Origin of the sequence: Streptomyces panacea (assembly GCF_040560175.1) — a bacterium.
GTDB lineage: Bacteria > Actinomycetota > Actinomycetes > Streptomycetales > Streptomycetaceae > Streptomyces > Streptomyces panacea.
In genome coordinates this window covers 36398-50402 of the sequence record NZ_JARJHW010000015.1, presented here as the reverse complement: position 1 = coordinate 50402, position 14005 = coordinate 36398, and the positions used below count along the sequence as shown (strand labels likewise).

At 70.9% G+C, this 14005-nt stretch carries 11 protein-coding genes; 10 read left to right on the top strand and 1 reads right to left on the bottom strand.

Annotation, left to right across the window (positions count from 1 at the left end; translation table 11 throughout):
• Window positions 1–99: 99 nt before the first annotated feature.
• From P3L51_RS06320 to P3L51_RS06300, 5 genes are all read left to right on the top strand, one after another.
• Entirely contained in the window at window positions 100–864 is a 765-nt protein-coding gene (locus P3L51_RS06320) for an NUDIX hydrolase (protein WP_354604056.1), read from the top strand.
• A 136-nt stretch (window positions 865–1000) separates the two neighbouring features.
• Entirely contained in the window at window positions 1001–2746 is a 1746-nt protein-coding gene (locus P3L51_RS06315; RefSeq protein WP_354604055.1) for an ATP-binding cassette domain-containing protein, read from the top strand.
• 159 nt (window positions 2747–2905) lie between these two features.
• Window positions 2906–3793: a FadR/GntR family transcriptional regulator gene (locus P3L51_RS06310; RefSeq protein ID WP_354604054.1), complete on the top strand. Its 888-nt coding sequence runs from the start codon at window positions 2906–2908 to the stop codon at window positions 3791–3793.
• Window positions 3794–4172: 379 nt separating this feature from the next.
• Window positions 4173–5720, top strand: a complete 1548-nt coding sequence (locus P3L51_RS06305) for an RNA polymerase sigma factor (protein WP_354604053.1) — start codon at window positions 4173–4175, stop codon at window positions 5718–5720.
• A gap of 145 nt (window positions 5721–5865) precedes the next feature.
• Entirely contained in the window at window positions 5866–6714 is an 849-nt protein-coding gene (locus P3L51_RS06300; protein ID WP_354604052.1) for a S1 family peptidase, read from the top strand.
• Window positions 6715–6836: 122 nt separating this feature from the next.
• Here the strand turns inward: P3L51_RS06300 and P3L51_RS06295 are convergent, their stop codons facing one another.
• Window positions 6837–7067 (bottom strand): DUF7455 domain-containing protein, encoded by a 231-nt coding sequence (locus tag P3L51_RS06295; RefSeq protein WP_023538184.1) that lies wholly within the window; start codon window positions 7065–7067, stop codon window positions 6837–6839.
• Between the two features lie 431 nt (window positions 7068–7498).
• On the opposite strand from P3L51_RS06295, the gene P3L51_RS06290 reads away from it, so the two are divergent.
• From P3L51_RS06290 to P3L51_RS06270, 5 genes are all read left to right on the top strand, one after another.
• Window positions 7499–9625, top strand: coding sequence for a DNA gyrase/topoisomerase IV subunit B (locus P3L51_RS06290; protein WP_354604051.1), 2127 nt, complete (start codon window positions 7499–7501; stop codon window positions 9623–9625).
• A 132-nt stretch (window positions 9626–9757) separates the two neighbouring features.
• Window positions 9758–10975, top strand: a complete 1218-nt coding sequence (locus P3L51_RS06285) for a sensor histidine kinase (protein ID WP_354604050.1) — start codon at window positions 9758–9760, stop codon at window positions 10973–10975.
• The gene (locus tag P3L51_RS06280; protein ID WP_354604049.1) at window positions 10972–11640 is read left to right on the top strand and encodes a response regulator transcription factor; all 669 of its coding nucleotides are present in this window, start codon (window positions 10972–10974) and stop codon (window positions 11638–11640) included. Before P3L51_RS06285 ends, P3L51_RS06280 begins: the two co-directional genes overlap by 4 nt.
• A gap of 97 nt (window positions 11641–11737) precedes the next feature.
• Window positions 11738–12328: a DUF485 domain-containing protein gene (locus P3L51_RS06275; RefSeq protein WP_354604048.1), complete on the top strand. Its 591-nt coding sequence runs from the start codon at window positions 11738–11740 to the stop codon at window positions 12326–12328.
• Window positions 12325–13983, top strand: coding sequence for a monocarboxylic acid transporter (locus P3L51_RS06270; protein WP_354604047.1), 1659 nt, complete (start codon window positions 12325–12327; stop codon window positions 13981–13983). The genes P3L51_RS06275 and P3L51_RS06270 overlap by 4 nt, the downstream gene beginning before the upstream one ends.
• Window positions 13984–14005 lie beyond the last annotated feature (22 nt).

Here is a 14005-nt window from a genome sequence, read left to right as displayed (position 1 = left end):
CGTTCCCTCCGGCGGGGGCCGGGAAGCGGGCGGGGAAGAAGTCGCCGGACCTGAGCGGAACGGATGTTTATCGTCAGGCAGACGACTAAGATCACCGGCATGTCGCCCTACGACCCGTCGGCTTACCCCGCGTTCGCAGTCACCGTCGACCTGGTCGTGCTCACCGTGCGCCGCCACGCCCTGTGCGCACTGGTCGTGCGGCGCGGTGAGACGCCGTTCCAGGGGCGCTGGGCGCTGCCCGGCGGGTTCGTCAAGGGCGACGAGGATCTTGGTGCGGCTGCGGCGCGCGAACTGGCCGAGGAGACGGGGCTGTGCGCGCACGACCCGGCGTCACCCGCTCCCGCGAACGGTGCCCATCTCGAACAGCTCGCGACATACGGCGACCCGGCACGCGACCCCCGGATGCGGGTCGTCAGCGTGGCCCATCTCGCTCTCGCGCCCGACCTGCCCGCGCCCCGCGCGGGCGGCGACGCCAACAGCGCCCGCTGGGCGCCCGTGGACGCCCTGCTCGACCACGAGGGCGGCTTCGGCCGGGACGGCGAACAGCCCGCGCCGCTCGCGTTCGACCACGCGCGCATCCTCGGGGACGGGGTGGAGCGAGCCCGTTCCAAGATCGAGTACTCCTCCCTGGCCACCGCCTTCTGTCCGCCGGAGTTCACTGTCGGCGAGCTGCGGCGGGTCTACGAGGCGGTGTGGGGCGTCGCGCTCGATCCCCGCAATTTCCATCGCAAGGTCACCGGCACCCCCGGTTTTCTCGTGCCGTCCGGCGGCACCACCACGCGGCAGGGCGGGCGACCCGCCCAACTGTTCCGCGCCGGCGGTGCCACGATCCTCAACCCGCCGATGCTCCGCCCCGAGGTCTGACCCGAGGTCTGACCCCGTCGGACGGGACCCGGACACCCGTAGGCGCAATCCTGCGCCACAAGTCGGACATGTCGCGTTATCTTGCTGCGGTACCCATACTGCCGTCGAGCGGTCTCACCTCCCCGCGAGAGAAGCGATGCTCCAGGCCATCGGACTCACCAGCAGCCCCCACCGCGACCTCCCGCCCGCCGTGGACGATCTGACCTTCGAGGCCCGGACCGGTGGCGTCACGGCGCTGCTCGGTGCCGAGGGCAGCGGGAAGACCACCGCCCTGCGGCTGATGCTCGAACTCGAATCCGGCCGGGGAATCACCTACTTCCGCGGCCGGCCGCTCCACCGCATCGCGCACCCCGCCCGCGAGGTCGGCGTGCTGCTCGGTGATGTGCCGGGGCACCCCTCGCGTACCGCCAGAGGGCAGCTCCGCATGCTCTGCGCGGCCGCGGGCGTGCCCGCCGCGCGTGCCGACGCCCTGCTCGACCTGGTCGGCATCGGCGCCCTGCGCGACGAGCCGCTCGGCACCCTCTCCCTCGGCATGGACCGCAGACTCGGCCTCGCCGCCGCCCTGTTGGGAGACCCGCACACGCTCGTCCTCGACGAACCCGCCGCCGGTCTCTCGCCTCGCGAGAACAGCTGGCTGCACGGACTGCTGCGGGCGCACGCGGCGCACGGCGGCACCGTTCTCTACGCCACCAGCGATCCCAAAGAGGCGGCCCGCACCGCCGATCGCGTCGTCACCGTCCACGAAGGCCGCCTCGTCGCCGACCAGGACGCCGCCGACTTCGCGCGGACCCGGCTGCGGCCACGCGTCGTCATCCGTACCCCGCACGCGGCCCGCCTCGCCGACGCCGTCAACCGCGAGGCTCGGGCGGACCGCCGCTCCGTCGAGGTCGTCACCGGGGCGGGCGGACGACTGACCGTCTTCGGCAGCAATTGCGCCGAGTTGGGCGAGACGGCCTTCCGGCACGGCATCCTCGTCCACCAACTCGCCGACGAGACCGGAGACACCGGCCCGACGCCCTCGGTGGACCCGTCACCGCCCTCAGAGGTGCGGCAGGCCCTCCAGGGGCCCGACGGCGACCTTCTGCCGCCTCCGCTGCCCGCGCGGCCCGTGCGCAGCCCCCTGCGTCCGTTCCGCTACGAGCTCCGCCGCTTCCTCGGCGTACGGACCCCCTGGCTGGTCGCCGCCGCCGTCCTCGTCGCCTCCGTCGCCCTGACCCTGCCGCTCGCCCGTACCGGCAACACCCCGCTGCCCGGCCTCCTCGCGGCCTGGCCCGGATTCCTCCCGCTGCCGCCCGCCGCCCTCGGTGCCGGTCTGCTCGGCGCGTTCGCCTTCGGCGACGAGTACCGCTACCCCGCGCTCGCCGCCGGAAGAGGCACCGTCCCGCGACGCCTCGGCCTGCTGCTGGCCAAACTCACCGTCACCGGCACGGCGGCCCTGCTGCTCGCCGCCCTCACCGTCGCCGTCGACTCGCAGGCGATGCGGCTGGTGTACGGCGGCGGAACGGAGGTGGTGCCCCCGGACTGGCCGGCGCTCGTGGCCAGTTGGGCGGGACTGACCGTCGGCTGCGCCTGGGCGGGCCTGCTGGGAGCCGGCATCTTCCGTGTCACCGGTGCCGGGGTCGCCGCCGTCCTCGCCGTACCGGTCGTCGTCGTCCCCCTCCTTCAGAAGGGGCTCGCCGTTCCGTCAGCGCGTTCGATCGTCGGACTGCCGGCCAGGCTGCGCGAACTGGCCTGGCCGCAATGGCCGGAGGCCGCCGACCGCTGGCTGGTGGCGACCGGTCGGGTCCTCGCCCAGCCTGTCGGGGCGGCGTTGGCGCTGTCGCTGTCCGCCCTGCTCTGCGCGTATCTGTTCACGAGCCTTCGTCGCAGGGCCCGTTGGTGATCGCCGGGCGACCGGAGCTGTCACACCTGCCGATAACTCCCCGATTGCGCCCGCTTCTTTACGATAAGTCGTCAATCGAAGGGCGGGCGCCGATCACCCTTTCGTGTGCTTTTCACCAAAGACCTCAAGGGGCCGACGAGCAGAGCCGACAAAGGATGCGTGAGTACCCTTGCGCACACCATGATGACCGCCGCCCGCTCCGTCGAGTCCGGCCTCGCGGCCCCGGGCGGAATCGACCGCTACCCCTACGCGGAGGCGCCCGGCGCCGACCGCATCCCCGCCCCCACTTGGGACGGCGCGGACAACGAGTTGGGCCGGGTGGGCCGTCGCTCGGCGGGCAGCCGGGGCCGTGGACTGCACGGCCAACTCGTCCAGCAGCTCGGCCAGATGATCGTCTCCGGCGACCTGGGTGCCGACCGGCCGCTCGTACCGGAGGAGATCGGCCAGCGTTTCGAGGTCTCCCGCACGGTGGTCCGCGAGTCGCTGCGCGTCCTGGAGGCCAAGGGCCTTGTCAGCGCCCGCCCCAACGTCGGCACCCGCGTCCGGCCGGTCAGTGACTGGAATCTGCTGGACGCCGACATCATCGAATGGCGGGCCTTCGGCCCCCAGCGTGACGACCAGCGCCGCGAGCTGAGCGAGCTGCGCTGGACGATCGAGCCCCTCGCCGCGCGCCTCGCCGCCGGCCACGGCCGTGAGGACGTCCAGCAGCGGCTGGCCGACATGGTCGAGATCATGGGGCACGCCATCGCCCAGGGCGACTCGATCACGTTCTCCCGCGCCGACGCCGAATTCCACTCCCTGCTGATCCAGCTCGCGGGCAACCGGATGCTGGAGCACCTGTCGGGGATCGTCTCGGCGGCCCTCCAGGTCTCCGGCGGCCCCGTCACCGGCTGTGACCGTCCTACCGACGCGTCGCTGGCGCACCACGCGCGGATCGTGGAGGCCCTGGCGGCCGGCGACGCCCAGGCGGCCGAATCCGCCATGCGGCAGCTTCTGATGGTCCATCCGGAAGTGGAACGCGTCGTTCCCGCGCCCCGCGAGCACTGAGGGCGCCACCGGGGTACTGAAGGCGAGTTCCCGCGGTGCCGAGCAGAAAGACGAAGGTCAGGACGGACAGGGGCGTGCGCGTCACGTGCCGCCGGACCCCCGGGCCCGGCGGCACGAATGTGCGATAAGACCCTTCTGGCCGCTTTGCCGCAAATGAGGTGTGACTCGGGCCACGTGGATTGGGCGTAACACTCCACGAGGCAGGGCGATGACCTAAGAGGTGAACAGCCACGGAGGGAATAGCGCCACGAGGAGTGGCGCTGTATCCAGCTCCGAGGTCCAGCCCGCGCCGTCGGCACATCCCCAGTCGACGGTCGTCGGTTCCGCCCCGATCCTGGGGGGAGCCGGAAGCCGTTTCCATCGTTCCGAGAGGTTGTTCGTGTCGGCCAGCACATCCCGTACGCTCCCGCCGGAGATCGCCGAGTCCGAGTCTGTGATGGCGCTCATCGAGCGGGGAAAGGCTGATGGGCAGATCGCCGGCGACGACGTGCGTCGGGCCTTCGAGGCTGACCAGATTCCGCCAACCCAGTGGAAGAATGTTCTGCGCAGCCTCAACCAGATCCTCGAGGAAGAGGGTGTGACGCTGATGGTCAGTGCCGCGGAGTCGCCGAAGCGCGCCCGCAAGAGCGTCGCTGCGAAGAGCCCGGCGAAGCGCACCGCCACCAAGACAGTCGCCGCCAAGACCGTTCATACGAGGACCGTCGCGGCCACCGCCGCCCCGGCCTCCGAGACCGTCGAGACTCCCGCCGACGAGACGGCCGCGCCCGCGAAGAAGGCGGCCGCGAAGAAGACCGTGGCCAAGAAGGCGGCGGCCAAGAAGACCGCCGTCAAGAAGACCGCGGCGAAGAAGACCGCTGGCAAGAAGGACGCCGACGAGGCCGGTGACGGCGAGGAGACCTCCGAGGAGGTCCAGGCCGGCAAGGGCGAGGAGGAGGAGACCGAGGGCGAGAACAAGGGCTTCGTCCTCTCCGACGACGACGAGGACGACGCGCCGGCCCAGCAGGTCGCCGTCGCGGGCGCCACCGCAGACCCGGTCAAGGACTACCTCAAGCAGATCGGTAAGGTCCCGCTCCTCAACGCCGAGCAGGAGGTCGAGCTCGCCAAGCGCATCGAGGCGGGTCTGTTCGCCGAGGACAAGCTGGCGAACGCCGACAAGCTCGCCCCCAAGCTCAAGCGCGAGCTGGAGATCATCGCCGAGGACGGGCGCCGCGCCAAGAACCACCTGCTGGAGGCCAACCTCCGCCTGGTGGTCTCGCTGGCCAAGCGCTACACCGGCCGCGGCATGCTCTTCCTGGACCTGATCCAGGAGGGCAACCTGGGTCTGATCCGCGCGGTCGAGAAGTTCGACTACACCAAGGGCTACAAGTTCTCCACGTACGCCACCTGGTGGATCCGTCAGGCGATCACCCGCGCCATGGCCGACCAGGCCCGCACCATCCGTATCCCGGTGCACATGGTCGAGGTCATCAACAAGCTCGCGCGCGTGCAGCGCCAGATGCTCCAGGACCTGGGCCGTGAGCCCACCCCGGAGGAGCTGGCCAAGGAGCTCGACATGACCCCTGAGAAGGTCATCGAGGTCCAGAAGTACGGTCGCGAGCCGATTTCGCTGCACACCCCGCTGGGCGAGGACGGGGACAGCGAGTTCGGTGACCTCATCGAGGACTCCGAGGCGGTCGTCCCGGCCGACGCGGTCAGCTTCACGCTTCTCCAGGAGCAGCTGCACTCGGTGCTCGACACGCTCTCCGAGCGTGAGGCCGGTGTCGTCTCCATGCGCTTCGGTCTCACCGACGGCCAGCCCAAGACGCTGGACGAGATCGGCAAGGTCTACGGCGTGACGCGTGAGCGCATTCGTCAGATCGAGTCCAAGACGATGTCCAAGCTCCGCCACCCGTCGCGTTCGCAGGTTCTGCGCGACTACCTGGACTAGGCCGCTCTCCGTCCACGGCACAGCCCCTCCTGAGGGCCCGCGATCCCGACCGGGATCACGGGCCCTCAGGCGTTGCGGGGATGCGTTTGTCGGCTCAATGGGTGACTCTGTGTCAGTAGGTGTCACCGGAGAGTCAGGAGCCAGTATGCGTCGTCCTATTGCCCGAGTGCTCACGGGAGGACTGGCCACGATCGCCGCGGGGGCGGTGCTGCCGCTCGTCTCCCCCGTGCCGGCCGCCGCGGACCGGGTGGTCGTGGGCGGGGAGCCGGCGCCGGCCGAGGAGAGTCCCTGGGTCGTGGCCCTGTCGAGCCGAGAACGTTTCGGGGACACCCGCGCGGGCCAGTTCTGCGGCGGCGTGGTCGTGGCGCCGACGAAGGTGCTCACGGCCGCGCACTGCATGGGCCGGGACGTGCTCGGGGTGAAGCCCGAGGACGTGACGGATCTGCGGGTCATCGCGGGCCGGGAGCAGCTGACCGGGAAGGGCGGCAAGGAGGTCCGGGTGGGATCCGTACGGATCGACCCGGCGTACGAGCCGACGACCCACGCCGCCGACCTCGCGATCCTGACGCTGGCGCGGGCGCTGCCCGCGCGGTACGCCGTCCGGCCGGCCGATCCCGGCTCGGAGGCCGTGGCTCCGGGCGCCCCGGCGAAGGTGTACGGCTGGGGCGACACCACCGGTCAGGGCAAATACGCCGCCACGCTGCGCTCAGCCCCTGTGACGGTCCTGGCGGACTCCGAGTGCGAGCGGGCCTACCCGGGGGGCTCAGGGGGCCGCTACGCGGCCTCCACGATGCTCTGTGCCGGCGATCCCCAGGGCGGGCACGACGCCTGCCAGGGTGACAGCGGCGGGCCGCTGGTGGCCCGTGGGCGGCTCATCGGGCTGGTCTCGTGGGGGAGTGGCTGCGGGCGGGCCGGGAGCCCGGGGGTCTATACGCGGATCACCTCGGCGGTCGACGAGGTGGCCGCGGCCACCGGGACGCGCCGAACGGGCTGAGAGCGCCGCGCGGCGGGCGCACCGCACGCGACGACGAGAACGGGCCGCCATCCCGGTTTTCTGGGGTGGCGGCCCGTCGGCCGGTCCTGGATCAGCCCTTGGCTCGTCGTGGATGCGAGGTGTCAGTGTTCCTCTTCACCGGCGGCGGCCTGCACGGCCGTCAGTCGGTCGGTCTCATCCTGTATTTCCGCGGCGATCTTCTTGAGTTCCGGCTCGAACTTGCGTCCGTGGTGGGCGCAGAAGAGCAGTTCACCACCGCTGGTAAGAACGACGCGCAGATATGCCTGGGCGCCACAGCGGTCGCAGCGGTCAGCGGCCGTCAGCGGGCTCGCGGGGGTCAGAACAGTAGTCACGTCGCCTCTTCTCTAGCTCGACGAGCTGTCGTACCAGGGTCAACATCCAACCAGGCCGAAAACGTTCCCGCTCGCGGCCTTTCCTCGAAACTTCTTCCCGAGGTGGCTGTCTGCTGCCGGTTGGCGGCGAATGAGCCGTATTGCGTCGCTTTACGGTTTCGCGTTGCTTGTCAGGGTCGATCCTCCCGGCTGGCTTGCCGGTCGTTCATGAGGACGTGCCCGGAGCCTAAATGGTTCATGCCTGGAAGGGAACGTGATGTGTGCTTCACTCCATCGAGCGATCGAACACTCATGCGAGCCTCGGTTAGCATGAGAATTCAATAGGGTGGCGCTACAACGGCTCTACCAGGCCTCTGTACCCTCTGAGCGGCGACCGATGCCAGGCCCCTACCCACTGGGCCACATTTCAAATTCAGCGAGGAGCGAACCGCGTGACCGCCGAGACGTCCGTGCCGTCCAGTGCGCTGCTGACCGCAGACCGTGACGGTTCCAACTACACCGCGCGGCACCTGCTCGTCCTTGAGGGGCTCGAAGCGGTCCGGAAGCGACCCGGCATGTACATCGGGTCGACCGACAGCCGCGGCCTGATGCACTGCCTCTGGGAGATCATCGACAACTCCGTCGACGAGGCCCTGGGGGGTTACTGCGACCGTATCGACGTCACCCTCCACGAGGACGGCTCCGTCGAGGTCAAGGACAACGGCCGGGGCATCCCCGTCGACATCGAGCCCAAGACCGGCCTCTCCGGCGTCGAGGTCGTGATGACGAAGCTGCACGCGGGCGGAAAGTTCGGCGGCGGCGCGTACGCGGCCTCCGGCGGTCTGCACGGCGTGGGCGCATCCGTCGTGAACGCGCTCTCGGCCCGGCTGGACATCGAGGTCGACCTCAACAGCGCCACGCACGCGATCAGCTTCCGCCGGGGCGTCCCCGGCATCTTCACGGAATCGGGCCCCGACGCCCCCTTCGACCCGGCGAACGGCATGCTCAAGGGCAAGCGGGTGCCCAAGACACGCACCGGCACCCGCACCCGGTACTGGGCCGACCGGCAGATCTTCCTCAAGGACGCCAGGCTGTCGCTGGAGACCCTCCACCAGCGGGCCCGCCAGACCGCCTTCCTCGTCCCCGGCCTGACCATCGTCGTGCGCGACGAGCGGGCGGCCGGCGAGAGCGAGGGCAACGGCACGATCGAGGAGACGTTCCGGTACGACGGCGGGATCAGCGAGTTCTGCGAGTACCTGGCGCAGGACAAGGCGGTCTGCGACGTGCTGCGGCTGACCGGGTCGGGCGTCTTCAAGGAGACCGTGCCCGTCCTGGACGACCGAGGTCACATGACGCCCACCGAGGTCACCCGCGAGCTGGGCGTCGACATCGCGCTGCGCTGGGGCACGGGGTACGACACCACGATGCGCTCCTACGTCAACATCATCGCCACCCCCAAGGGCGGCACGCACATGACGGGCTTCGAGCGGGCGGTGACCAAGACGGTCAACGAGGCGCTGCGCTCGGCGAAGCTCCTGCGCGTCGCCGAGGACGACGTCGTCAAGGACGACGCCCTGGAAGGTCTCACGGCCGTGGTCACGGTGCGTCTGGCCGAGCCGCAGTTCGAGGGGCAGACCAAGGAGATCCTGGGCACGTCGGCGGCCAACCGCATCGTCGCGGGCGTCGTCGCCAAGGAGCTCAAGGAGTTCCTGACGTCGACCAAGCGCGACGCGAAGGCGCAGGCCCGCGCGGTGCTGGAGAAGGCCGTCGCCGCGGCCCGTACACGCATCGCCGCCCGTCAGCACAAGGAGGCGCAGCGCAGGAAGACGGCGCTGGAGACCTCCTCGCTGCCCGCCAAGCTCGCCGACTGCCGCAGTGACGACGTCGAGCGCAGCGAGCTGTTCATCGTCGAGGGCGACTCGGCGCTCGGTACGGCCAAGCTCGCCCGCAACAGTGAGTTCCAGGCGCTGCTGCCGATCCGCGGCAAGATCCTCAACGTTCAGAAGTCGTCCGTCTCCGACATGCTGAAGAACGCCGAATGCGGCGCGATCATCCAGGTCATAGGGGCCGGGTCGGGCCGGACGTTCGACATCGACGCCGCCCGCTACGGCAAGATCGTGCTGCTGGTCGACGCCGACGTCGACGGGGCCCACATCCGCTGTCTGCTGCTGACGTTGTTCCAGCGCTACATGCGTCCGATGGTGGAGGCGGGACGGGTGTTCGCGGCGGTTCCGCCCCTGCACCGGGTGGAGCTGGTGCAGCCCAAGAAGGGCCAGGACAAGTACGTCTACACGTACTCGGACAACGAGCTGCGGCAGACGCTTCTGGAGTTCCAGCGCAAGAACGTGCGCTACAAGGACTCCATCCAGCGCTACAAGGGCCTCGGCGAGATGGACGCCGACCAGCTGGCCGAGACCACGATGGACCCCCGCCACCGCACCCTGCGGCGGATCAACATCGGGGACCTCGAATCGTCCGAGCAGGTCTTCGATCTGCTCATGGGCAACGAGGTCGCGCCGCGCAAGGAGTTCATCACCAGCTCGGCCGCGACGCTGGACCGCGCCAGGATCGACGTCTGACCCACACCGATCAGGATCTCCGCCGGGCTCCACCCACGGGTGGAGCCCGGCGCCGTTCGCGACTCCCCCCAGAAGGGGATTCGGCGGGCCGTCGCGCTCCGTAACATCGAAGCCGAGAGAGAGGGCTTCGGGATGCGGATCCGTGTGGGGACCGAGTGGCCGAGCAGGGAGGCGCTGACCCGGGTGGGGGTGCCGCCCGTCAGGACGGCGCTGGACGTCGTGCTGTCGGGTGCGCTGACCGTCTGGCTGGTCGTGAGCGCGTACCACGCGGAGGCATTCCAGGGCCGGCTGATGGCCCTGCCGGTGCTGGGTCTCCTCTGCTTCCTGGCGGCCGTGCTGGTCTTCCGCCGGTGGACCGTCGCGCGGCGGCTGGTTCCCTCCCTGGCGATGCTGTTCGTGCTGACATCGCTGGGCGGCGGCGCGTACGCGGCGGGGGCCGAGGGGGCAGCCGTCCTGCTCTGGGTCCTGGCCACCGTCCTCGCGGTGGACAGACTGCCGATGGCGGCGGCCGTCTGCGTCTGGGCGGTGGTCTCCACGGTCGTTTTGCTGGCCCACGCCGGGGAGCCTCTGGGCGTGCTGGTGACCATGGGCTCCGTCCTGCTCGGCGGCTACACCCTGCGGCTCGACGCCCAGGCGCGCGGGGCCGGGTTCCGGCTGCTGGCGGAGGAGCGCGCCGCGCGGGCCGCCGAGGCCGAGTCGGCGGCGCTCGCCGAGCGGGCCAGGATCGCCCGCGAGATCCACGACGTGCTGGCCCACAGCCTCTCGGCGCAGCTCGTGCATCTGGAGGCGGCGCGCCTCCAGATCGAGGGCGGGTACGACCGGGAGCAGGTGCTGCGGCGGGTGGTGGAGGCGCGGAGCATGGCCCGGCAGGGTCTGGCCGAGACGCGGCAGGCGCTCTCCGCCCTCCGGGGCCAGCTGGTGCCCGTCGAGGACTATCTGCGCGAACTGGCGGTCGACGGGGTGCGGACCGAGGTCGTGGGGGAGCCGCGGCTGCTGCCCGTCGAGGCCTCGCAGGCGGTACGGCGCGTCGCCCAGGAGGCGCTCACGAACGCGCGCAAGCACGCCCCGGGGGCGGATGTGACGATGCGGCTGGAGTACGCGCGGGACGTGGTGACCCTGGAGGTACGGGACGTGGGCACGGACGCACCCGGCACCGAACTCGGCGCCTCCGGCTCCGGGTACGGTCTCCTGGGAATGCGGGAGCGTGCCGAACTGCTCGGCGGCAGTCTGGAGGCCGGGCCCGTCGCGGTCTCCGCGGAAGCAGACGTCGGCGGAGCCCCGTACGGCTCCGGACCACCGGACCGGTCCGAGGGGAAGGGCTTCACCGTGCGCCTGCGAGTGCCCGCGTGACGGCCCGGGTGATCGTGGCCGACGACCAGGCCGTGGTGCGCGAGGGCATCGTCATGCTGCTCGGGCTGCTGCCCGGTATCGAGGTCGTCGGCGCGGCGAGGGACGGCGAGGAGGCGGTGGCGCTCGTCGGTGAACTCGCCCCCGACGTGGTCCTGATGGACCTGCGCATGCCGCGCTGCGACGGGGTCGAGGCGACCCGCCGTATCCGCGAGCGGTATCCGGCGACCCAGGTCGTGGTGCTCACCACCTACGCCGACGACGACTCGCTGTTCCCCGCGCTGCGGGCCGGCGCGCGCGGCTATCTGACCAAGGACGCGGGCGGTGACGAGATCGTCAAGGCCGTCCGGGACGTCATGGCCGGGGACGCCGGACTCGCCCCCGGCGTGCAGCGGCGGCTGCTGGAGCGGGTCGGCGCGGTCCCCGTCGTACCGGAGCGCGAGGCGGTTCCCGACGGGCTCACCGCCCGCGAGACCGAGGTGCTCTCCCTGGTCGCCGAAGGGCTCTCCAACCACGAGATCGCCCGGCGGCTGCACATCGGGGCGGCCACGGTGAAGACCCACATCAACAACATCTTCGCCAAGTCGGGGGTACGTGACCGGGCGCAGGCGGTCCGTTACGCCTATCAGCACGGCCTCATCCAGCCACCCGGGACAAACGTCACCTGATGGGGTGAAGCCGGAGGGGAGAAGAGTCCGGGATCCTCCCGTTCCGGCCATCCTTGGGGCGCGGCCGAAATGGTCCGCTGACAAGGAGAGTTGACCGGTGGAGAAGCAGGACGGGCGCGACGCCGCGGCAGTGCGGACCGACGACCCCTGGTACGACGCGCCGGCCTCCGGCTGGGGCGAACTGGACGGTACGGGCACGCCGACGACACCCGTCGCGCCCGCCGCGGCCGGAATCCCCGCCGGGGGCGGCGCGGCGGGCGGGCCCGGAGCCCAGCCCGGCGCGGCCGACATCTATCTGGAGGTCCAGCGGAGCGCCGCCTTCCAGGAGGTACGCCGCCGTTACCGCCGTTTCGTCGTCCCGGCCACCCTCGCCTTCCTGCTCTGGTATCTGGCGTACGTCGTCACGGCGACCGTGGCGCCCGGTCTGATGGCGCGCCCGGTGGCGGGGGCGGTGAACGTGGCGATGGTCGCCGGGCTGGGCCAGTTCCTCAGTACCTTCCTGCTGACCTGGGCGTACTCCCGCCATGCCCGGCTGCACCGGGACCGGGACGCGCTCGATCTGCGCTGGAGCGTCTTCGACCGGACGCGGACGCGGGATCGGGAACGGGACCGGGAACAGACACGGGAACGGGAGCAACACACGGCGCGGGAGCGGCAGTCGGCGCGGGCGGGGGAGCGGCGGCGATGAGCGGCGACCACCAGACCCTGGCACTGCTGCTGTTCAGCGCGTTCGTCGCCGTCACCCTCGGCATCACCACCTGGGTGAGCCGCCACCGGCACGGCTCGGCGGAGGAGTTCTACACCGGCGGACGCCTCTTCTCCCCCATGGAGAATGGTTTCGCCATCGCGGGCGACTACATGTCGGCCGCCTCCTTCCTCGGAATCTCCGGTCTCATCGCCCTCTTCGGCTACGACGGCATGCTCTACTCCGTCGGCTTCCTCGTCGCCTGGCTCGTCGTCCTGCTGCTGGTGGCCGAACTCGTCCGCAACTGCGGCCGGTTCACGCTGGCCGATGTCGTCGCCGCGCGGATGCGGGAGCGCCCGGTCAGGATCGCGGCGGGCACGTCCTCCGTCGCGGTCTCCATCCTCTACCTGGTGGCTCAGATGGTCGGGGCGGGCAGCCTGGTCGCGCTGCTGCTGGGGGGTACGAGCGAGGCGGCGCGCGCCTGGACGGTGATCGGCGTCGGCGCGCTGATGGTCGTCTATGTGACGCTCGGCGGCATGCGGGCCACCACCTGGATCCAGATCGTCAAGGCCGTGCTGCTGATGGCCGGCACGATCGCGCTGACCGTGCTCGTACTGGTCCGTTTCCACGGCGACTTCGACGCGCTGCTCACCACCGCGGCCGAACGCAGCGGCCATGGGAAGGAGTTCCTGTCGCCCGGTCTCGTCTACGGCGGAGGCTGGACCGCGCGCTTCGACTTCATGAGCCTGGGGCTCGCCCTGGTGCTCGGTACGGCCGGACTGCCGCACATCCTGTCCCGCTTCTACACCGTGCCGACCGCCCGCGCCGCGCGCCGCTCGGTCGTCTGGGCCATCGGGCTCATCGGCGGCTTCTACCTGATGACGATCGTGCTCGGCTTCGGCGCCGCGGCCCTGGTCGGCACCGACGAGGTCCGCGCGTCGAGCGCGGCGGGGAACACGGCGGTGCCGCTGCTCGCCCTCGACCTGGGCGGTGGCGCGGGTTCCACCGGCGGAACGGTTCTCTTCGCCGTGGTCGCCGCCGTCGCCTTCGCGACGATCCTCGCCGTCGTCGCGGGCATCACTCTCGCCTCCTCGGCCTCGGTCGCGCACGACCTCTACGCCTCGCTCAAGCGGCCTGACCGCCGGGGAAGGCCGGACGCCAAACGGCACTCCAAGGCCCACTCCACGGCCCACGCCAAGCCCCACTCCAAGCCGCGCAGCGAGGTCGCCGTGGCCAGAATCGCGGCGGCCGGTATCGGCGCCGTGGCCATCGCGCTCGGCCTGCTCGCCCGCGATCTCAACGTGGCTTTCCTGGTCGGTCTCGCGTTCGCCGTCGCCGCCTCGGCCAATCTGCCGGTGCTGCTCTACTCGCTGTTCTGGCGGAACTTCACCACCCGGGGAGCGGTCTGGTCGGTGTACGGAGGGCTGGTGCCGGCCGTGCTGCTGGTGGTGTTCTCACCGGTCGTCTCCGGAAGCCCGGAAGCGCTCTTCCCCGGCGTGGACTTCCATGTCTTCCCGCTCCAGAACCCGGGCCTGGTCTCGATCCCGCTCGGTTTCCTGGCGGGCTGGCTCGGCACGGTCCTCTCGCGCGAACGTGCGGACGAGGCCAAGCACGCCGAGTCCGAGGTGCGTTCCCTGACGGGAGCGGGCGCCGTCTGAGTGCGTCCGAGGCCGGCGGACC